Raw genomic sequence first — 19,353 nt, forward strand, 5'->3', positions numbered from 1 at the left:
GGCTGATGCAGTCGACGCCTGCATTTTTGTATCAAGAGCTCATCAGACCGACGAGCTGATCGAAACGGCTGTTGGCGACCCAGCCCAGCAGGCCCATCACCACGGCAGCCGCACCGGCCGAATAGGCGAGGCGATGCTTGATGGATTTGACGTCCCCGCGGACTTCAGCGAGATCCCTGCAAATGTATTTCAGGTGAGTCTCCAGCTCGGTGATACGAGGTTCCATATCATTTCCTCCAGTGGTTTTAGCGCTGCTTTTGAAGTCGGTTTTATGATTGACGCGGCTTTCGGCAAGTGGGGCGACCGGGCTCACTGGGATTCTGCTTTCATGGCTCGACATGGAAACCGCCACTCACTGTTTTGGCTTCCTGCTGGTATCTGCTGCCATGCGGACTGTTGAAAGTCCTGACGATGTATCCATTCATTTACATGCACATCCTTGCGTGTTTTCAGATAGAAGATTGATACCGCCCGAACAAGGTGAACCAGCGAACAAATCCGGTCAATTGAGCTGATTCGTCAGATTTCGTAAGAAAAAATACCGCTCTGTAGGACGTACAACCCCGAACCCGAATTAATTAAAGGGTTTGAGGCTTTTTTGCGTGCGCCAGTGGTCAACATGTCCCGTTACCAATCAATTGCGGGAGTGACCACAATGAGTGAACGCAGGGCACTGTTGATTCTGCATGGCAAGCAGGCACTCAATGAGGAGGTTCGCGCCGCCGTCGAAGGCAAGCGCAAACAGGGCTGGGAAGTGGCGGTGCGACTGACCTGGGAGGCCGGCGACGCCCAGCGCCTGGTCGAGGAAGCGCTGACGGCCGGTTATCGGCAGATCATTGCCGGCGGCGGGGACGGCACGTTGCGCGACATTGCCGAGGCCCTCGCGGCGCATCCGCGCAAGGCCAGTCTGGTGTTGTTGCCGCTGGGAACCGCCAACGATTTTTCCCGTGCGGCGGGGATTCCCCTGGTGCCGGCGCAGGCGCTGGAGCTGTTGGAGGTGGCGCCCCGCGACATCGATCTGGGGGAGGTCGGCGGGCAGATTTTTCTGAATATGGCCACCGGTGGTTTCGGCAGCCAGGTCACGGCCAATACTTCAGAGGATTTGAAAAAAGTCCTGGGTGGCGCGGCCTATCTGTTCACCGGTCTGTCGCGATTCAGTGAGCTGCATGCCGCGTACGGAGAGCTGCAAGGCCCGGACTTCCACTGGAGTGGCGAGCTGCTGGCGCTGGGTATCGGCAACGGGCGTCAGGCCGGGGGAGGGCATGTCCTGTGTCCGCAGGCCCTGGCCGATGATGGCTTGCTGGACATCAGTATCCTGCCGGCGCCACAGGAGCTCGTCGGGACTTTGAAAAACCTGCTGAGCGACGGTTTCGGCCTCGACAACATGTTTGTCCGCACCCGCTTGCCCTGGGTTGAAATCAAGGTGGCCGAAGGGCTTTATATCAATCTGGATGGCGAACCGCTGGAGGGCGACAGCCTGCGGTTCGAGGTGCGTCCCGGGGCGTTGCAGGTGCATTTGCCGCAGGATTCGCCACTACTGCTGGCCCGGCAGGCGCTCAATCGTCGAGGCTGATGATCTGTTCCCTGACGGCGAAAAGCACCAGGCCCGCCACATCGTAGATCTGCAAGCGCTTCATGATCTGCGAGCGGTGGGTTTCCACGGTCTTGATGCTCAGGCCCAGGCCATGGGCGATTTCCCGGGTGGACTTGCCGCGCACGATCAGGCGCAGGATTTCCAGCTGGCGCGCCGTCAGGTTGTGTGATTCGGCGGTTTCCGGCTGGTTTTTCTGGTTGTTGCGGGTCAGGGCCTGATTGATCACCGTATGCGCGATCGCCGGACTCAGGTAGCGCTCGTTGTTGCGCAGCGCTTCCAGCGCATGCTCGAGCTCGGTGGCGGTAGTGTCCTTGAGCAGGTAGCCGTGGGCGCCGGATTCCAGCGCCTGCATGATCAGCGCCGGATCGGTGTGCATCGAAAGAATCAGCACCTTGCTCTGCGGGCGGACGCGTCGCAGTTGTTGCAAGGCCTGCAAGCCGCTGGTTTCTTTCATGGAGATATCCAGCAACACAATATCGGGGACCAGTTGCTCGACCATTTCGAGCAGCTGCGAGCCATCGTTGGCCTCGCCGATTACCGCGTAACCGGGAATATCCAGTACCAGAGCGCGCACGCCGGCCCTGATCAGCGAGTGGTCATCCACCAGAAGTAAGTTACAAGTCAACGCAGAACCTTATTCGTGCTGGCCCGCTCGAGTGCCCGGGGCGCCCAGGGGAAAAGTGCTTCGATTCGAGTGCCTTTGCCCGGTTCGCTGATCACGTTCAAGGTGCCACCCAATTGTTCGATCCGTTCGGCCATCCCGGCCATGCCCCGTTGTCCTTCCCGCCCGGGGTTGGCGGCTGGCGCGAAGCCCTGGCCGTCATCGCTGATCATCAGGGTCAAGCCTTGGGGCAGGCGTTGCACGCGGATCAGCAGATTCTGGGCCTGGGCATGGCGCAGGATATTGGTAACAGCTTCCTGGGCAATACGAAATGCGGCAACCGCCATTTCCTCGGGAATGCCGTTCAGACGCTGCTGGCAGTCCAGGCTCCAGTTCACCGACGTATTGGTCAATGTCTTGAGCAGGTGCGCGCGCAGGCTGGCTTCCAGGCCGAGGCTGGTCAGCTGGCGCGGGTTGAGAATGGCTGACACGTCGCGGACTTTGTTCAGGGTTTCGTCCAGCGTCTCGCAGAGTGCCGAACTCTGTTCCTGCAAGTCTTCGGGGAGGCGGCGTTTCAACCATTCGCTTTGCAGTTTGGCGGCGGTCAGCAGTTGGCCGATATCGTCGTGCAGTTCACGGCTGAGACGATGACGCTCGTTCTCCTGGACTTGCAACAAGCGATCGGCGAGCTCCTGCGGCTGGAACTTGATCGACTTGCGTGACAAGCGATGCTGCACCCAGACGCTGCTGGCGGCAGCCACATTGAGCAGCAGCAGGCCGAGCGAGAGTTGGGCGGACAGACTGTAGGTCAGCACGCAGCCAAGGGCGGAACCCAGACATAGCAGCAGGGTGAACCGGCGTGCGTTTTCTCGCGAGGGTTGCCATTTGGCGATTGACTTGAGGCTGGCGTGCATAACGGATGGAGCCAATGGATGTTCGCTGCGGGCAGAGCGGCCTGGATGGCTGGCGGGTCTCTGAATGAAAAAACTGTCACTTATGTTGTTGGAATCAATACGGTTAAGTGATCGACAGTCAAATGAAAACTTCTCTGCAGACATATCACTGAAATCACTGTGCCATTAATTGAGAGCAACTAGCGGGCGGCATAATACCACTTAAGATACCGTCGGTCGCGTTTACCCAATATGTCCATGGGGTCAGGAAAATCGCCACATTGGACGTCAGTTCCACAATGGAAAAAGTTGGATTGTTCGATAGATATCGAGGTTGCCGGAAGTTGTATTTTTATACACAGGCAAACCCTGATACGGCCGGAAAAATTCGGCGTTCGTTCGGGCTGATTATTTTTTTGAGTTTGTCGCGGGCAGGCATGAACTATTCAATTGCGACATTTACGGTTGAAGCAGAAGTGTCTCAAGTGCACCTGATTACGCTTGGCGCTCCGAGTAGGCCACCAGGGCCAGTGGCTTGACGCTGAGTGGCAGCTGGATCTGGCTCTGTCCGACCTGAAAGGCAAAGGCTTCGATCAACGAGCATTGTTCACTTTCGTCGAGGCTCAGTTGGCCAGTGTTGTGGTCGACCAGTTCCAGTTGCCAGGCCATCAGCGTGAAACAGTCTTTCAACGCTGCCAGCGCTTGGGTATGAAGGTCGACGTGGTCCACCGCCTGGTTCAGCAACTGGTGAATGTGCAGCGAAAACTCGGAAACCGCCTCCAGCGCCAGAGCTTTTGCCTTGTGCGCAAGTTTCAGGAGGGTGCTGAGCATGCAGTCGATGGCGTCCTTGTCGTTGCTGATCAATTGCAAATGGCTGAGGCATTCTTCGGACTTGGCCAGGAGTGTTTCAGCCTCGGCAAGAAACTCGGGGAACCGCTGCGCCCAGTCTTTGTGCTCGTTCGGCATGCTTATCTCCACCACGTCATGTCTGATGAGGGAATGCCGTGTGTGCCGACGATCATGAACCGTCGTGAGATCGCGCCCCGGTGTGCAATGGCACGAACCTGGGGTTTCAAGAGGAGGTGTTTCCACTGACCTGCGATCGCACACAATAGCCTGACTCCGTTCATGCAATGAGAATGGCGTCACATTAATGGCTATTGGATATTGCGAACATCAGGTTGGGCCTGATTGTTACTAGGGGAATCCCCTAGGCGCAGGAACCTTCGGCGCAAACCGGGGTCGCGTCGGAGAGAATGTAGCAGATGATTTCACCGAGCCAGTAAAGCATGATGTTAATGTGACATCAATGCCCGTTCATGGCATTTTGTTAGTGATTTGTGACGGGATCAAGATCTTCCGGATCCAGCCGATAACCCCCAATAGTGAATTCATCAGTACAAGCCCAGGAGTCATGATGGCCGGCATTCTCGACACGGTAGACCAACGCACGCAACTGGTGGGTGAGAATCGCCTGGAAATTCTCATGTTTCGACTGGCAGGACGCCAATTGTTCGCGATCAACGTGTTCAAGGTTCAGGAAGTCCTGCAACTGCCGAAGCTGACCCTGATGCCCCAGCGTCACCCGTTCGTCTGCGGCGTGGTCAACCTGCGCGGGCAGACCTTGCCGGTGATCGACCTGTCCCAGGCCATCGGCATGCGTCCGCTGGTGCCGGGGCCGAACAGCACGATCATCGTCACTGAATACAACCGTTCGGTGCAGGCATTCCTCGTCGGTGGCGTCGACCGCATCGTCAACATGAACTGGGAAGCCATCCTGCCGCCGCCGACCAGCGCCGGCCGCCAGCATTACCTGACCGCCATCAGCAAGGTCGACGATCAACTGGTGGAAATCATCGACGTGGAAAAAGTCCTCGCCGAAATCGTCCCGTACAACGCCAAGGTTTCCCGCGACAAACTCGACGATCCGGTGCTGGAGCGCGCCCGTGGCCGTGAAGTGCTGCTGGTGGACGACTCCAACGTTGCGCTGTCGCAACTGCGCGACACCCTCGGCCAGTTGGGTGTGAAGATGCACATTGCCAGCGACGGCCTGAAGGCGTTGAACATGCTCAAGGCGTGGGCCGACACCGGGGTGAACATGACCGACAAGCTGCTGATGGTCTTCACCGACGCGGAAATGCCGGAAATGGACGGCTATCGCCTGACCACCGAAATCCGCAACGATCCGCGCCTGCGTGGCTTGTACGTGGTGCTGCACACTTCGCTGTCCGGCAGCTTCAACGATTCGATGGTGAAGAAGGTCGGTTGCGACAACTTCCTGTCCAAATTCCAGCCGGACAAACTGGTCGATGTGGTGCGCCAGCGCCTGATGCTCGACGCCGTACCGGCCTGATAGCGGGTGGGAGCGACGGACTCGCTCCCACCGGTTTCTTTTCAGTCTTTGATTCGCCCATGAAGCTCGTATAGGGTGGCGTTTTTGACCCACCAGGGAGCTGGCCATGCTGCGTCTGAGCGCGCTTTATCGTTACCCGTTGAAATCCGGCAAGGGCGAGGTCCTGCAAGGGATCGGCCTGGACAAACTGGGGCTTGAGGGGGATCGACGCTGGATGCTGGTGGACGAGGCCAGCGGACGTTTCCTGACCCAGCGCGCCGAAGCGAAGATGAGCCAGTTGTCAGCGCTGTGGAATGCCGACGGTGGCCTGACGCTCAGTGCGCCGGGGCATTCGGCGCTGGATATCGCCTTGCCCGAAAGCGATGCCGAGCTGCGTGGCGTGACTATCTGGCGCGACACCCTGCGTGTGCCGGATGCCGGTGACGAAGCGGCCCGATGGGTCAGCGATTTCCTTGGCAAGCCGACCCGTCTGGTGCAAGTGCCGCTGGAGCGCGCCCGCACCACCCAGGCCGGATATGGCAAGGATGACGATCAGGTGGCATTCGCCGATGGCTTCCCATTGCTGCTGATCGGCGAGGCGTCGTTGCAACATTTGTCGCAGGAGGTCGGGCGGCCGCTGGAAATGCTGCGTTTCCGGCCGAACCTGGTGATCGAGGGCAGCGAAGCCTACGCCGAGGATGGCTGGAAGCGGATCCGCATTGGCGATGTCGAGTTTCGGGTGGTCAAGTCCTGCTCGCGCTGCATTCTTACCACGATCGATCCGCAGACCGGCGAGCGCAGCGCCGACCGAGAGCCGCTGGCGACCCTGCAGAAAACCCGCGCCGAGGCTGATGGTGCGATGTTCGGGCAGAATCTGGTCAACGACGGTAATGGTCGTCTGGAAGTCGGGATGGCGGTCGAGATCCTTGAATAATCGGTAACGGAAACGAAAATGCCCGTGTCCTTGGACACGGGCATTTTTTTGCCGCGAGAGCCGTGGACTCAGCCGCGATACTCGCACAGGTAAGCGGTGTCGACCGCGACCTTCAGCTGGAACTTGCTGTTGGCCGGGACGTTGAACTGGCTGCCGGCGGCGAAGGTTTCCCAGTCGTTGCTGTCTGGCAGCTTGACGGTCAGCGCACCGGAAACAACGTGCATGATTTCACGCTGGCTGGTGCCGAATTCGTATTCGCCCGGGGCCATGACGCCGATGGTCGCCGGACCTTCAGCGGTGCCAAAGGCGATCGACTTGACGGTGCCGTCGAAGTACTCGTTGACTTTAAACATGGGCGATTCCTCGAAAAGGGCTAAAAAGGGCCGGCCAGTATGCCCAAGGCTTCCGGTGCCGTCACGCCCCTAAAGCGGCAGCACCAGCGGCAGCAGCCGCGCGGTATTGCGGGCGTCTTCCAGTGCCCGATGCTGCTGGCCGTTGAACTGCATGCCGGCCAGTTGCAGCGCGCCGTTGAGCCCCATCGGTCGTTCGAGGCGCCGGGCCTTGGCGAAGCGCTGTTTGAGATTCATGTGCGGGACACGGCTCAACGCGCTGTCGAGTTGCAGGCGCTGCCATTCCTGAAGCAACTGCCTGCGGTCGTAATCGCCCCAACTGGCCCAACCTTCGAGCCGCGTCTGGTGCTGGCCGAGCCAGCGCTCGAACGCCGGCCAGACTTCGCCCAGCGGTTGCGCGCTGTCGATGTTGGCCTGGGTGATGTGCGTCAGCTCCCGACAGAACGGCGTCAGCAGCGGACGGCGCGTCGGTTTGACGAAGCGTTGAAAGTGATCCTGTTCGCGACCGGCCCGATCCACCAGGGTGGCACCGATTTCGATGATTTCCATGTCCGTAACCGGCCAGCCACCTTCGTCGGTGGTGGCTTCCAGATCAATGACCAGCCAATGGGGCATCGCAGGGTTCCTGATATACGCGTTCTGATAGTCAGAGCGTAGTCAAACCTTGCGGATGCGCCCGGCGACTCACTCGACCTGCAACAGAACCTGACGATTTTTCACCTGATCGCCGACCTTGACCTGCACCCGCTTGAGTACGCCGTCGATGCCGGCCTTGAGCGGGTGCTCCATTTTCATCGCTTCCAGCACCACCAGCAGTTGCCCTTTGCTGACCGGGCTGCCTTCGCTGACCAGCACGTCGACAATGGCACCGTCCATCGGCGCCTTCAAGGTGCCGGAGCTGACGCTGCTCTGACTGCCGATCACCGCATGAGTTCGATCCACCAGCCGCAGGCTGCCGGGACGGGTGAACAACCAGAGTTGTCCATCATCAAGACGATAGGCATGGCGTTGGCGCACACCGTCGATTTCCAGGAGGGCCGAGCGCTCGTCGTGGGCGAGCAGTTTGAGCGCCAGCGTGCGGTCGGCCACGCGCACCTCGAACGCGCCTTGCGCTCCGGCGAGCAGTTGCACGTTCCAGTCCTGATCTTCCAGGCCCAGCCGATACCGCAGCGGCACGCTGGCGGTGTTGCGCCAGCCGTTCAGTGGCGCGCGGTGCGCCTGGGCCGTGCCCTGATAAAACAGCAGCGCCGCGATGGCCAGTTCCTCGGCATTGGGCGCATACGCCTGCAGGCAAGGGTGATCGGCGAAGTACTGAGGGATGAAAGCGGTGCTGAATTCGCCACGGATGAATTGTGGATGTTGCAGCAGATGGGTCAGCAGGCGCTGATTGCTGTGCAGACCCAGCAGAACGCTGTCCTGTACCGCGCGCAGCAGTTTGCGCCGGGCCTCTTCGCGAGTCGCGCCGTGGGCGATCAGTTTGCCGAGCATCGGGTCGTAGAACGCGCTGACCGACTGGCCTTCGCGCAGGCCATGGTCAATCCGGGTGCCCTCGTGCAAGGCCGGCTCCCAGGCTTCGACCCGGCCGGTCTGCGGCAGAAAGCCCTGTGCCGGATCTTCGGCGTAGAGGCGCACCTCCATGGCATGGCCGTTGAGTTGCACCTGATCCTGGGTCAACGGCAGCGGCTGTCCTTCGGCGATGCGTAATTGCCACGCCACCAGATCCTGCCCGGTGATCAACTCGGTCACCGGATGCTCTACTTGCAGGCGCGTGTTCATCTCCAGAAAGTAGAAGCTTCCACGGGCATCGAGCAGAAACTCCACGGTGCCGGCACCGACGTAGTTCACTGCCCGTCCGGCCTTGAGCGCCGCTTCGCCCATCGCCTGGCGCAGCTCGGCGGTCATGACCGGGCAGGGCGCTTCCTCGATGACTTTCTGATGACGGCGCTGGATCGAGCAGTCGCGCTCGCCGAGGTAAACCAGATGCCCGTGGTGGTCGCCAAACAACTGCACTTCGATGTGTCGAGGTTCGATCAGCGCCTGTTCGAGGATCAGTTCATCACTGCCGAAACCGTTCAGCGCCTCGGAGCGCGCCGTACGCAGCTGCGCCGGCAGTTCATCGGCGTTGTGTGCCAGACGCATGCCGCGCCCGCCACCGCCGGCGCTGGCCTTGATCATCAGCGGATAACCAATGCGTTCGGCTTCGCGCAGCAAGGTCGCATCATCCTGTTCGGCGCCTTGATAACCGGCAATGCACGGCACGCGGGCTTCAAGCATGGCGATTTTCGACAGGCGTTTGCTGCCCATCAGCTCAATGGCCTCGGCGCTGGGGCCGATGAAGGTCAGCCCCGCTTGTTCGCAGGCGCGGGCAAACTCGGCGTTTTCCGAGAGGAAACCATAGCCGGGGTGGATCGCATCGGCACCGCTGCGCCGGGCGGCATCGAGGATGGCCGGAATATTGAGGTAGGACTGTTGCACCGGTGCCGGGCCGATGTTCACCGCTTGATCGGCCATCTGCACATGCAACGCGTCGGCATCGGCCTCGCTGAACACGGCGACGGTGCGATAGCCCAGGGCCTGGGCCGTGCGCTGGATGCGACAGGCGATTTCACCGCGATTGGCAATCAGGATTTTGTGGATGGCGGGCATGGTGGCTTTCCTGGAAGTGGGCGGTGAATGGATTGGCTTCCCACGGGGGTTACGAGGCCCACCGAGGCTTGCGCTTCTGCACGAACGCCATGGTCCCCTCGATTCCCTCGGCGCCGGTCACCGCCGCGCTGAACCATTGCGCCGCGTCATCCAGTAACTGGCTCGAAGGCTGGGCGGCACTGGCCAGCAGCAGTTTCTTGGTCATGGCATTGGCCTCGGGGGCGCAACACAACACGTGCTGCAGCACTTCATCCAGCCGTTCGGCCAGGGCTTGCGGATCCTCCTCGACAAAATGCACCAGCCCCATGCGTCGTGCGTGCGTGCCGTCGAAACGTGCAGCGGTCAGCGCCAGGCGCCGGGTTTCGGTGAGGCCGATCCGCTGCACCACGAACGGCGCGATCTGCGCCGGCAGCAGGCCGAGGCTGGTTTCCGGCAGGCCGAATTGCGCCTGATGATCGGCGATGGCGATGTCGCTGACACACGCCAGACCGAACCCGCCGCCAAGCACCGCGCCTTGCAGCACGGTGATCAGCACTTGCGGCGCGTGTTGTGCTTCTTCCAGCAGGGCACCGAAGGCGCGGTTCAACTCGCGATAGGCATCGGCGCCCCGGGTGCGGGCGCTGGCCATGTCCTTGATGTCGCCACCGGCGCAGAAGTGCCCGCCGGCGCCGCTGAGCACCAGTGCGCGCACGCCTCTGTCGTCGCGCGCTGCCGCCAGCACGCTGCGCAGTTCCGCGACCATTTGCAGGCTCATGGCGTTGCGACTGTCGGGGCGATTGAGGGTGATGTGCAGCACGCCGTTATGGGATTCGAGCAGCAGCGTCTGGCAATCGGGCAGGGGGCTCATTTCTTTTTTCCCGGCAGGATGCCCATCAGTTTGCAGATGATCCCCAGCATGATTTCGTCGGCGCCGCCGCCAATCGACACCAGCCGCACGTCGCGGTAGGCGCGGGCCACCGGGTTGTCCCACATGAAGCCCATGCCGCCCCAATATTGCAGGCAACTGTCGCTGACTTCGCGGCCGAGGCGCCCGGCCTTGAGCTTGGCCATCGATGCCAGTCGCGTGACGTCCTGGCCTTTCACGTATTGCTCGGTGGCCTGGTAGACCAGCGCCCGCAGGCATTCGATTTCGGTCTGCAATTCGGCGAGGCGGAAGTGGATCACCTGGTTATCGATCAGCGCATTGCCGAAGGTCTTGCGCTCCTTGCAGTACTCGATGGTGCTGTCGACGCAATATTCCAGGCCCTTGATCATGTTTGCCGCGCCGAACAGCCGCTCTTCCTGGAATTGCAGCATCTGCATCATGAAGCCGGCGCCCTCATGGCCGATGCGGTTGCGCTGGGGCACGCGCACGTTGTCGAAAAACACCTGGGCGGTTTCCGAGCTGCGCATGCCGAGCTTGTCCAGGTGCGAGCTGAGGCTGATGCCGGGGCTGTTCATCGGCACCATGATCAGCGACTTGTTGACGTGCGGTTTGTCATCGGATGTGTTCGCCAGCAGGCAAATGAAGTCGGCGCTCGGCGAGTTGGTGATCCACATCTTGCTGCCGTTGATCACGTAGTCGTCGCCATCCTTGCGCGCCGTGGTCTTCAATCCGGCGACGTCGGAGCCGGCCCCGACTTCCGAGACGCCGATGCAGCCGACCTGTTCGCCGGTGATCGCCGGACGCAGGAACTCTTCGCGCAATTCATCGGAGCCGAAGCGGGCAAGGGCGGGGGTACACATGTCGGTCTGCACCCCGATCGACATCGGAATCCCGCCGCAATGAATGGTGCCGAATTCTTCGGCGGCGACGATCGAATAGCTGTAGTCGAGGCCCATGCCACCGAACTTTTCCGGTTTGGAGATCCCCAGCAGGCCGAGGTCGCCGGCCTTGCGGAAGATCTCGTGGATCGGAAAACGCCCGGCCTTTTCCCAGGCCTCGACGTGGGGGTTGATCTCGTGCTCGACGAATTGGCGGACGGTGCGGCGCAGTGCTTCGTGTTCCGGGGTGAAGATCATTTTTTATTGTTCTCCTGAAATCCGTGGCAGTTAGAACCGGCTCACGCCGAAGCTGTTGGGTTGCAGCGCACGCACGTCGGCCTCGTGGCACAGGTCCAGCAGATAGCCGAGCAGGGTACGGGTGTCACGGGGGTCGATCAGGCCGTCGTCCCACAGGTTGGCACTGCCGTAGAGAGCGGTGGACTGGCTGTCGAGTTTCTGCGCGGTGACCTGTTCCAGCATGTCGAGCATTTTCGGATCGGGCTCCAGGCCATCCTTGAGCTGCCTGGCTTCGGTGACGATGCGCAACACCTTGCCGGCCTGGGCGCCGCCCATGACGGCGGTGCGGCTGTTGGGCCAGGCGAAGATGAATCGCGGGTCGAGGCCGCGCCCGCACATCGCATAGTTGCCGGCCCCGTAGGAGCCGCCCACGACGATGGTCAGTTTCGGCACCCGGGCGTTGGCCACCGCTTGAATCAGTTTCGAGCCGTGCTTGATCACGCCTTGTTGTTCTGACTCCGTGCCGACCATGAACCCGGTGGTGTTGTGGAAAAACAGCAGCGGCGTCTGGCTCTGGTCGCAGAGCTGAATGAACTGCGCCGCCTTGCTCGCGCCATTGGGGGTGATCGGGCCGTTGTTGCCGATGAAGCCGCAGGCCCGGCCGTGGATTTTCAGGTGGCCGCACAGGGTCTGTTGATCGAACTCACCCTTGAACTCCAGGAAGCGTGATTCGTCGGCGATCCGTGCAATGATTTCGCGCGCGTCGTAGGGCTTTTTCGGGTCGTCGGGAATCAGCCCGAGCAATTCGTCGATGGGGTAGAGCGGTTCTTTGTATTGCGGCTCGGGCAGCCACGGCAGTTGCTCGTTCCAGTTCAACAGGCTGACGATTTCCCTTACCTGACGCACGCCGTCGGCATCGTTCTCGGCCAGGTATTCGGCGGTGCCGGCCACCTGCGCGTGCATTTCGGCGCCGCCCAGTTCTTCATCGGTGGCGACTTCGCCGGTGGCGGCCTTGAGCAGCGGCGGACCGGCCAGGAACAGCTTGGCCTTGCCGCGCACCACCACCACGTAATCCGACAGCCCCGGCTGATAGGCGCCGCCAGCGGTGGCCGAACCATGTACCACGGTGATTTGCGGCAGGCCCATGGCGGACATCCGCGCCTGATTGGCAAAGCTGCGCGCGCCTTCGACGAAAATCTCCGCCGCGTAGTTGAGGTTGGCGCCGCCGCTTTCGGCGAGGGTGATGACCGGCAGTTTGTTTTCCTGGGCGATCTGTTGCAGGCGCAGGGATTTTTTCAGGCCGGTGGGCGAGATGGTTCCGCCCTTGATCGCGCTGTTGTTCGCCACCACCAGCGCCCGCACGCCGGACACGTAGCCGATGCCGGCGATCAAGCCTCCACCGGCAGCGCTGCCGTCCTTGTCGTCATGCAACTTGTAACCGGCGAGGCTGGCGAGTTCCAGGAAGGGCGAGCCGGGGTCTAGCAGCAGGTTCAGACGCTCGCGTGGCAGCAGTTGGCCGCGCTTGTCGAATTTCGGTTTGGCTTCGGCGGCTTTGTTCAGCAGGTTCTGCTCGAGTTGCTGCACATGCTCGATGGCCGCGAGCATCGCCGCGCGATTGCGGGCAAACGTTTCGCTGTGGGGATCGAGTTGGGACTGGATCTGCGGCATGGCTTACTCCTTGTCCTTGAGTACGTCCGGCAAAAACGCGCGGTGGAAACCGTTGAACGATTCGCTGTGGGTCGCCTTGTGCAGCGGCCAGGCGCGACTGCCGAGACTCGCCGCGCCGTCGATGCGCAAGGTGCTGCCGCTGATGAATGCCGCCGCCGGGCTGAGCAGGAACACGATGGCCGCGCTGACCTCCGACTCGGTGCCGATGCGCTTGAGCGGCACCTGTTCGCGCAGGGTCGGGATCACCGCTTTGAATGCGCCTTCGTAAGTGTCCATGCCACTGGAGGCGATCCATCCCGGCGCCACCGCGTTGACCCGCACTCCCGCATGGCCCCACTCGAACGCGGCGGTCTTGGTGAAGTTGTCCATACCCGAGCGTGCGGCGCCGGAATGGCCCATGCCGGGCATGCCGCCCCACATGTCGGCGAGCATGTTGACGATGTTGCCGCCGTGCTTGCTCATGGATTGGTTGAACACTTCCCGGGCCATCAGGAAGCCGCCGACCAGATTGGTGCGCAGCACGGTTTCGAAACCTTTCTGATTGATCGACGCCAACGGCGACGGATACTGGCCGCCGGCATTGTTGACCAGGCCGTGGATGGGCCCGTGCTCGTGGATCAGCTCGGCAACCAGTTGCTTCACGGCTTCTTCATCGCGAATGTCGCAGGCCTTCCAGTACGCGCGACCACCGTCCTCGGCAATTTCGGCGGCGACCCGCTGGAGCTTTTCCGCTTTGCGTCCGACCAGCACCACGGTGGCCCCGAGCGCCGCTAGTTCATGGGCGGTACACCGGCCGATGCCGCTGCCGCCACCGGTGACGATGAGAGTCTGGCCGCTGAACAGATCGGCTCGGAAAATCGATTCATACGGCATGCTGGCCATCCTCTAGTCGAACTGTTCGGCGATGCTCTGCGGCACCGGGATCTGGATTTCCAGCAGTTGCTGGGCGAAAGCCTTGCCTTGCGGATCGATGCGCAGACTGGCCACGCCACCGCCGCCGAGGGCGTTTTCCAGGAGGAAATTCAGGCTGTGGGTGCCGGGCAGATACCAGCGCTCGACCCGCCCGTGGAGCGGGTCGAGGACGTGGCGCATCCAGTCGACGACCACCGCCGGGGTCAGCGCTTCGGCGATCCACGGCAAGTATTCCGGCCGCCGTGGCATCACCCCGATGTTGCTGTGATTACCCTTGTCGCCAGAGCGTGCCACGGCCAGTTTCACCAGGGCCACGCTGGCGTCGGCGCGACCGTGGGGCTTGGGCGGTTCATGGGGCAGGGGCAGGTCCTGGCTGTCGAGCGCGGTAGCGTCGGGGAGGGTGAAGGGATGGTGCTCACCGGCGATGTCGATGTGCAGGGTGCAGGCGCTTTTGTCGACGAGGAACGAGAACAGCCGGATCAGCGGATACACCGTTGGCCGGCCGCCGACGATTCCGGTCAGTCCGGGCGCCATGCCGGTGGCGGCCTGGGCGATTTCCCGGGAGAACAGGATCAGCGCCTGCCTGTGCGGATGACGGACCGCCAGTTTGATCACCACTTCACGGCTGTCGCGACGCTGGCCGTGGGGGCCGTAAGTGGCTTCGCTGCCGAGCAGTTCGATGTGGGTTTCGCTGTAGGGTCCCCAGCCGCGCTGTTCAAGCATTTCCGAGGTTTTGCCGAGGATCGCCTGACTGACACGCCGGGCCTTGTCCACCGCATCGATGCCGGCGATCAGGCAACTGGCGGAGCAGCGAAAACCGTCCGGATACGTGGCGCTGACCTTGTATTTGTCGCTGGGCGGCAGGCCTTTGGCGCCGTGGACCCGCACGGCATTCAGGCCTTGTTGCTGAAGTTTGACCTGGCTGAAATCGCACACCACATCAGGCAACAGATACGCCTGGGGATCGCCGATTTCATACAGCATCTGTTCGCCGACGGTCAGCGGTGTGACCAGCCCGCCCGAGCCTTCGGGCTTGCTGACGATGAAGTGGCCGTCGGCGCTGACCTCGACGATCGGGAAGCCGATGTGCTCATAGTCCGGGACGTCACGCCAGTCGGTGAAGTTGCCGCCGGTGCATTGTGCGCCGCATTCGATGATGTGCCCGGCCAGGGCAGCCTGGGCGAGTTTGTCGAAGTCGTGCCATGACCAGCCGAATTCATGCACCAGCGCGGCGCTGACCACTGCGCTGTCGACCACCCGCCCGGTGATGACGATGTCGGCACCCAGGCGCAGGGCCTCGACGATGCCCGGCGCGCCGAGGTAGGCGTTGGTCGAGACGCACACCGGCGGCAGCGGGGCGCCGCTGAACATTTCCGTGATGCCTTGATTGGCGAGTTGTTTGAGTTGCGGTTGCAGGTCGTCGCCCAGCAGCACGGCGATTTTCAGGTCAATCCCGGCCGCATCGCAGGCCGCTTGCAAGGCGGCGGCGCAGGCCTGTGGATTGACTCCGCCGGCGTTGCTGATGACGCGGATGCGTTGCTCGGCCAGTTGCGGCAGCAGGGGCGTGAGGACGTCGATGAAGTCGCTGGCGAATCCGGTCCGGGGATCTTTCATCCGGGCGCCGGCCATGATCGACAGGGTGATTTCCGCCAGGTAGTCGAACACCAGATAGTCCAGTCGACCGGCGTCCACCAGTTGCGCGGCAGCGGTCGAGGTATCACCCCAGAATGCACTGGCGCATCCGATACGCACGGTAGTTGGCATTTTTATCTCCGACACAGGCACCTCCGACAGAAGTGCTTCGAGACTACCAAGCAAGCGCTTGGTTTGTAAACGGCTGAAATAATCTTCTGCCCGAGCGCTTGCTTGGTTACCGGCGGCGGCTTAAATTGCCCGCGCAACCCTGCGGTTTCAGGGGAGCAGCCGACTGATCGACTGTAGGAGAGAACGGGTGGACGAGCAAAAAGCCCTGGGGGTGATGCGTGAACTGGTCGATGCCGGTCAGTTGACCGATCCGGAGAGCGCTCGCGGCAAGTTGCTCCAGGTGGCGGCGCACCTGTTCCGCAACAAGGGCTATGAACGCACCACCGTGCGCGATCTGGCGGGAGCGGTGGGGATTCAGTCGGGGAGCATTTTTCATCACTTCAAGAGCAAGGATGAAATCCTTCGTGCCGTGATGGAAGAAACCATCCGTTACAACACCGCGCTGATGCGCGCCTCACTGGCCGAAGCAACCAGCGTGCGCGAGCGGGTGCTGGCGCTGATCCGTTGCGAATTGCAGTCGATCATGGGCGGCAGCGGCGAGGCGATGGCGGTGCTGGTGTATGAGTGGCGCTCGCTGTCCGAGGAAGGCCAGGCCCGGGTGCTGGCGCTGCGCGATATCTATGAAGACATCTGGCTGCAGGTGCTGGGCGAGGCCAGGGACGCCGGGTTTATTCGTGGTGATGTGTTTATCACCCGACGCTTCCTCACCGGGGCGTTGTCCTGGACCACCACCTGGTTCCGTGCCGGCGGCAATCTGAGCCTCGATCAATTGGCCGATGAAGCGCTGATTCTGGTGCTTGAAGAACGCTGAATGCTTTCTATTGGTTCGTGAAACTGGCTAACTGGGCGAAACCGCCTAGCTTGAATGCATGGATCGGTAATTTTTCGGGGAGTGGGGTGTTTTGAAGTCTTCACCAATTCGGACGGCCGCAGGGCTGATGTTCGTAGCGCTGGCTGCATTTTGGGTTTTGCCCGCTCAGTCGGCGCAGTTGGTCCGGGTGGGGGCGGCGCATTTCCCGCCTTACACCATTCGCCCGGAAAACGGCGCCGATACCGGTCTGCTGCCGGAACTGGTCGCCGCCCTGAACCGCTTGCAGAGCGACTATCAGTTCGTGCTGGTGCCGACCTCGATTCCCCGGCGATTCGGTGACTTCAAGGATGGTCGCACGGACATGGCGATCTTCGAGAACCCGGACTGGGGCTGGAAGGACATTCCCCACACCACCGTCGACATGGGGCTGGAAGACGCGGAGATCTTTGTCGCGCAAAGTGAGCCCGGTCGTCAGCAAAGCTACTTCGCCGACCTCACCGGCAAGCGCCTGGCCCTGTTCAGTGGTTATCACTACGAATTCGCCAACTTCAACGCCGATCCGAAATTCCTCGCGCAAAACTACAACGCCACGCTGACCTATTCCCACGACAGCAACCTGTTGATGGTGCTGCGCGGGCGGGCCGATATCGCGCTGGTGACCCGCTCTTATCTGAGCGATTACCTGCTGCGTAACCAGAAGGTGAGCAGTGAGTTGCTGGTTTCGCAGCGCATCGACCAGATCTATCACCACTACGCGATTTTGCGCCCGACCGCACCGATCACCGGCGACGCGTTCAGCAAGTTGCTGCAAGGCCTGCGTGACAACGGCGAGCTGCTGAAGATCTTCGATCCGTACAAGATCGCCGTGGTGCCGGTGTCGCAACACTGACCGGCGCATTTTGGCGCACGGGCTAAATTTCCCCGCCCGGCTCACGTTCCATCGTTGAACTGTCGACGATTATCGTGAGCCCGACCCATGTCCAATCTGAATGACCTGACTGCCCTGGCCTTGCCCACGGGCAGCGAACTGATAGCCGATGCCACCGAAAGCCGTTTGAGCCTGAGTCTGGACGGGCAACCGCTGATTCGCCTGCGGCTCGATCGTGAGGCCCAGGGGCCGATCCAGATCGATGAGCGCTTCGCCCTGCCACCCGGCCAGGCGTTGTGGGCGGCCTGTTACTGGTTGTTTGCCCGCGATCCGGCGCGCCAGCAGTTGATCTGGCAGCTGGATCAGCCACCCACCGAAGCCTTGCTCAGCGGATTGCTGGTGAGCACCGAGGTGGCGGGTGAATATCGCTGCGAGCGCGGTCTGTTCTGGCAACTGCCGCAACCGTGGCTGGGCACTTCGCTGACCGGCAGCTATCCGCAGCAGATGGTCATCAGTAATGGCAAACGCCATCCGCTGCGCCCGGTCAAGCCGCGTGGCGAGGTCTACCGGCGTTTCGATGCGCGGCTCGGCGCCTGGATTTCCCTGCGCACGGTGGAGATCGAAGAGGATCTGCCGCGTTTCAACCGTTGGCAGAACAGCCCGCGCGTTGCCAGTTTCTGGCAGGAGGAGGGCAGTCTCGAACAGCATCGCGAATACCTGAGCAAACTCGACGCCGACCCGCACACCCTGACCCTGATCGGTTGTTTCGACGATCAGCCGTTTGCCTATTTCGAAGCGTACTGGGCCAAGGAAGATCGCATCGCGCCGTTCTACGACGCCGACAACTACGATCGCGGCATTCACATGCTGGTGGGCGAAGAAGATCATCGCGGCCCGCATAAAGTGGCGAGCTGGCTGTCGGCGCTGGTGCACTACCTGTTTCTGGACGATCCGCGCACCCAGCGCGTCGTCGCCGAACCGCGCGCCGACAACGCGAAGATGATCGGCCACATGCACAACCAGTGCTTCCACTGCGAAAAGGAATTCGACTTCCCGCACAAGCGCGCGGCGCTGATGATTCTGGGGCGTGAGCGGTTCTTCGATCGGTGCAAGCTGGCCTGATAACGCATCAGGCAAAAAAAAGATCGCAGCCTGCAAAGGCTGCGATCTTCTTTTGTGCGTGGCGCGGGGTTAACGACGTGCCATCGCCGCCACATCTCCACGAGCGCCCGACACCTTGCGGCAATGCACCAGCGCATCGCGAATCATGAAGTTGACCAGGGTCGGCGAGACGCCGAGTTCCTTGGCGATGTCTTTTTGCGGTACGCCGTGCAGGCGATACATCTCGAACGCATAGCGGGTGCGGCTGGGCAGTTCGGTCAGCGCATCGGCGATGTTTTCCAGGGTCGAGAAGTTGATGTGCGAGGTTTCCGGCGAAGCGCCCTGGATGACCACGTTCAACCCTTCCTCTTCGGGGCCGGCGTACTTCTGCTCCAGCGCCTGTTTGCGGTAGTGATCGATCGCCAGGTTGCGCACGATCTGGAACAGGTAACTCAGTTGAGCCTTGATCGACGACGTGATCGGAGGGGCCGATTGCAGTCGGAAAAATGCATCCTGAACCACATCTTCGGCACGCGACCGGCAGCCGGTAATGCGGGCTGCAATCTTGACCAGAATCAGTCGATTGTCGACGAAAGCCTGAAGTAGCGGTGAATCGCACCTGCTTGTGGATACTTGTTCCGTCATGGAAATCACCTTGCTGCCAATAGGTTAGTGGGACGCCTGGGGGACGGGGCCGTCCTACACATCGAGCGACAAATTATGTTGAATGATAATGATTGTCAATTGAGAAAGAGAACTAATGATCCATAAAGGTGCGATTCGAGAACTGCGACACGCCGCCGCACTGCGTTCCAACCCAGCCCCGTTGGCGTTCCAGCCTGCCGACTAATTATTTCAAGACGTCATCCGTTCTCATTGGTGAATGGTTCCGGGCAAAC

19 protein-coding genes are annotated in these 19,353 nt (G+C 61.3%); 6 read left to right on the forward strand and 13 right to left on the reverse strand.

Going from position 1 to position 19,353, the window contains the following annotated elements:
- Positions 1 to 31 precede the first annotated feature (31 nt).
- Complete coding sequence (locus N8H74_RS13405; RefSeq protein ID WP_217830826.1) at positions 32 to 340, reverse strand: hypothetical protein; 309 nt, start codon at positions 338 to 340, stop codon at positions 32 to 34.
- A gap of 315 nt (positions 341 to 655) precedes the next feature.
- Here N8H74_RS13405 and yegS point away from each other — a divergent pair, with 315 nt between their 5' ends.
- Entirely contained in the window at positions 656 to 1,573 is a 918-nt protein-coding gene (yegS, locus tag N8H74_RS13410) for a lipid kinase YegS (protein WP_217830827.1), read from the forward strand.
- Here the strand turns inward: yegS and N8H74_RS13415 are convergent.
- From N8H74_RS13415 to N8H74_RS13425, 3 genes are all read right to left on the reverse strand, one after another.
- Positions 1,557 to 2,219, reverse strand: a complete 663-nt coding sequence (locus N8H74_RS13415) for a response regulator transcription factor (RefSeq protein ID WP_217830828.1) — start codon at positions 2,217 to 2,219, stop codon at positions 1,557 to 1,559. The two genes, yegS and N8H74_RS13415, sit on opposite strands and share 17 nt — an antisense overlap.
- On the reverse strand, positions 2,216 to 3,109 hold the full coding sequence (locus N8H74_RS13420; RefSeq protein WP_217830889.1) for a sensor histidine kinase: 894 nt from the start codon (positions 3,107 to 3,109) through the stop codon (positions 2,216 to 2,218). Before N8H74_RS13420 ends, N8H74_RS13415 begins: the two co-directional genes overlap by 4 nt.
- A 474-nt stretch (positions 3,110 to 3,583) precedes the next feature.
- A complete protein-coding gene (locus N8H74_RS13425) occupies positions 3,584 to 4,054 on the reverse strand; it encodes a hypothetical protein (RefSeq protein ID WP_217830829.1) in 471 nt (156 codons plus the stop codon).
- 451 nt (positions 4,055 to 4,505) lie between these two features.
- Here N8H74_RS13425 and N8H74_RS13430 point away from each other — a divergent pair, with 451 nt between their 5' ends.
- Positions 4,506 to 5,441 carry a chemotaxis protein CheV gene (locus tag N8H74_RS13430; RefSeq protein ID WP_217830830.1) on the forward strand — a complete coding sequence of 312 codons (936 nt, stop codon included), beginning with the start codon at positions 4,506 to 4,508 and terminating at the stop codon, positions 5,439 to 5,441.
- A gap of 106 nt (positions 5,442 to 5,547) precedes the next feature.
- Complete coding sequence (locus N8H74_RS13435) at positions 5,548 to 6,354, forward strand: MOSC domain-containing protein (RefSeq protein ID WP_262148087.1); 807 nt, start codon at positions 5,548 to 5,550, stop codon at positions 6,352 to 6,354.
- A 68-nt stretch (positions 6,355 to 6,422) separates the two neighbouring features.
- Here the strand turns inward: N8H74_RS13435 and N8H74_RS13440 are convergent, their stop codons facing one another.
- The 8 genes from N8H74_RS13440 to N8H74_RS13475 all read right to left on the reverse strand — a co-directional run bounded on the left by N8H74_RS13440 (position 6,423) and on the right by N8H74_RS13475 (position 15,674).
- Entirely contained in the window at positions 6,423 to 6,707 is a 285-nt protein-coding gene (locus N8H74_RS13440; RefSeq protein WP_007973461.1) for a pyrimidine/purine nucleoside phosphorylase, read from the reverse strand.
- Positions 6,708 to 6,776: 69 nt separating this feature from the next.
- Positions 6,777 to 7,319, reverse strand: coding sequence for an exonuclease domain-containing protein (locus tag N8H74_RS13445; protein ID WP_262148090.1), 543 nt, complete (start codon positions 7,317 to 7,319; stop codon positions 6,777 to 6,779).
- A gap of 69 nt (positions 7,320 to 7,388) precedes the next feature.
- A complete protein-coding gene (locus tag N8H74_RS13450) occupies positions 7,389 to 9,350 on the reverse strand; it encodes an acetyl/propionyl/methylcrotonyl-CoA carboxylase subunit alpha (RefSeq protein ID WP_262148092.1) in 1,962 nt (653 codons plus the stop codon).
- A gap of 49 nt (positions 9,351 to 9,399) precedes the next feature.
- The gene (locus tag N8H74_RS13455) at positions 9,400 to 10,197 is read right to left on the reverse strand and encodes an enoyl-CoA hydratase-related protein (protein ID WP_262148094.1); all 798 of its coding nucleotides are present in this window, start codon (positions 10,195 to 10,197) and stop codon (positions 9,400 to 9,402) included.
- Positions 10,194 to 11,351: a citronellyl-CoA dehydrogenase gene (atuD, locus tag N8H74_RS13460; RefSeq protein ID WP_262148095.1), complete on the reverse strand. Its 1,158-nt coding sequence runs from the start codon at positions 11,349 to 11,351 to the stop codon at positions 10,194 to 10,196. The genes N8H74_RS13455 and atuD overlap by 4 nt, the downstream gene beginning before the upstream one ends.
- Before the next feature lie 30 nt (positions 11,352 to 11,381).
- Positions 11,382 to 12,998 carry a geranyl-CoA carboxylase subunit beta gene (atuC, locus tag N8H74_RS13465; RefSeq protein ID WP_262148098.1) on the reverse strand — a complete coding sequence of 539 codons (1,617 nt, stop codon included), beginning with the start codon at positions 12,996 to 12,998 and terminating at the stop codon, positions 11,382 to 11,384.
- Between the two features lie 3 nt (positions 12,999 to 13,001).
- Positions 13,002 to 13,871 carry an SDR family oxidoreductase gene (locus tag N8H74_RS13470; RefSeq protein WP_262148100.1) on the reverse strand — a complete coding sequence of 290 codons (870 nt, stop codon included), beginning with the start codon at positions 13,869 to 13,871 and terminating at the stop codon, positions 13,002 to 13,004.
- 12 nt (positions 13,872 to 13,883) lie between these two features.
- Positions 13,884 to 15,674, reverse strand: coding sequence for an acyclic terpene utilization AtuA family protein (locus N8H74_RS13475; protein WP_262148102.1), 1,791 nt, complete (start codon positions 15,672 to 15,674; stop codon positions 13,884 to 13,886).
- A gap of 187 nt (positions 15,675 to 15,861) precedes the next feature.
- Between N8H74_RS13475 and N8H74_RS13480 the strand changes: the two genes are divergently transcribed.
- From N8H74_RS13480 to N8H74_RS13490, 3 genes are all read left to right on the forward strand, one after another.
- Positions 15,862 to 16,485, forward strand: coding sequence for a TetR/AcrR family transcriptional regulator (locus tag N8H74_RS13480; protein WP_217830840.1), 624 nt, complete (start codon positions 15,862 to 15,864; stop codon positions 16,483 to 16,485).
- A gap of 91 nt (positions 16,486 to 16,576) precedes the next feature.
- A complete protein-coding gene (locus N8H74_RS13485) occupies positions 16,577 to 17,374 on the forward strand; it encodes a transporter substrate-binding domain-containing protein (RefSeq protein WP_217830841.1) in 798 nt (265 codons plus the stop codon).
- A gap of 87 nt (positions 17,375 to 17,461) precedes the next feature.
- Positions 17,462 to 18,475, forward strand: a complete 1,014-nt coding sequence (locus N8H74_RS13490) for a GNAT family N-acetyltransferase (protein WP_262148105.1) — start codon at positions 17,462 to 17,464, stop codon at positions 18,473 to 18,475.
- Positions 18,476 to 18,544: 69 nt separating this feature from the next.
- Here the strand turns inward: N8H74_RS13490 and N8H74_RS13495 are convergent, their stop codons facing one another.
- Positions 18,545 to 19,099 (reverse strand): RNA polymerase factor sigma-70, encoded by a 555-nt coding sequence (locus N8H74_RS13495; protein WP_217830843.1) that lies wholly within the window; start codon positions 19,097 to 19,099, stop codon positions 18,545 to 18,547.
- Positions 19,100 to 19,353: the final 254 nt, after the last annotated feature.

The sequence above is a fragment of the Pseudomonas sp. B2M1-30 genome, assembly GCF_025447575.1.
In the GTDB taxonomy this organism is placed as follows: Bacteria; Pseudomonadota; Gammaproteobacteria; order Pseudomonadales; family Pseudomonadaceae; genus Aquipseudomonas; species Aquipseudomonas botevensis.

Bases quoted from the DNA above. Each gene is read 5' to 3' on its own strand.
- N8H74_RS13405 (WP_217830826.1), bottom strand. From the start codon at position 340: ATGTCGAGCCATGAAAGCAGAATCCCAGTGAGCCCGGTCGCCCCACTT.
- yegS (WP_217830827.1), top strand. From the start codon at position 656: ATGAGTGAACGCAGGGCACTGTTGATTCTGCATGGCAAGCAGGCACTC.
- N8H74_RS13420 (WP_217830889.1), bottom strand. From the start codon at position 3,109: ATGCACGCCAGCCTCAAGTCAATCGCCAAATGGCAACCCTCGCGAGAA.
- N8H74_RS13425 (WP_217830829.1), bottom strand. From the start codon at position 4,054: ATGCCGAACGAGCACAAAGACTGGGCGCAGCGGTTCCCCGAGTTTCTT.
- N8H74_RS13430 (WP_217830830.1), top strand. From the start codon at position 4,506: ATGGCCGGCATTCTCGACACGGTAGACCAACGCACGCAACTGGTGGGT.
- N8H74_RS13435 (WP_262148087.1), top strand. From the start codon at position 5,548: ATGCTGCGTCTGAGCGCGCTTTATCGTTACCCGTTGAAATCCGGCAAG.
- N8H74_RS13440 (WP_007973461.1), bottom strand. From the start codon at position 6,707: ATGTTTAAAGTCAACGAGTACTTCGACGGCACCGTCAAGTCGATCGCC.
- N8H74_RS13445 (WP_262148090.1), bottom strand. From the start codon at position 7,319: ATGCCCCATTGGCTGGTCATTGATCTGGAAGCCACCACCGACGAAGGT.
- N8H74_RS13450 (WP_262148092.1), bottom strand. From the start codon at position 9,350: ATGCCCGCCATCCACAAAATCCTGATTGCCAATCGCGGTGAAATCGCC.
- N8H74_RS13455 (WP_262148094.1), bottom strand. From the start codon at position 10,197: ATGAGCCCCCTGCCCGATTGCCAGACGCTGCTGCTCGAATCCCATAAC.
- atuD (WP_262148095.1), bottom strand. From the start codon at position 11,351: ATGATCTTCACCCCGGAACACGAAGCACTGCGCCGCACCGTCCGCCAA.
- atuC (WP_262148098.1), bottom strand. From the start codon at position 12,998: ATGCCGCAGATCCAGTCCCAACTCGATCCCCACAGCGAAACGTTTGCC.
- N8H74_RS13470 (WP_262148100.1), bottom strand. From the start codon at position 13,871: ATGCCGTATGAATCGATTTTCCGAGCCGATCTGTTCAGCGGCCAGACT.
- N8H74_RS13475 (WP_262148102.1), bottom strand. From the start codon at position 15,674: ATGCCAACTACCGTGCGTATCGGATGCGCCAGTGCATTCTGGGGTGAT.
- N8H74_RS13490 (WP_262148105.1), top strand. From the start codon at position 17,462: ATGTCCAATCTGAATGACCTGACTGCCCTGGCCTTGCCCACGGGCAGC.
- N8H74_RS13495 (WP_217830843.1), bottom strand. From the start codon at position 19,099: ATGACGGAACAAGTATCCACAAGCAGGTGCGATTCACCGCTACTTCAG.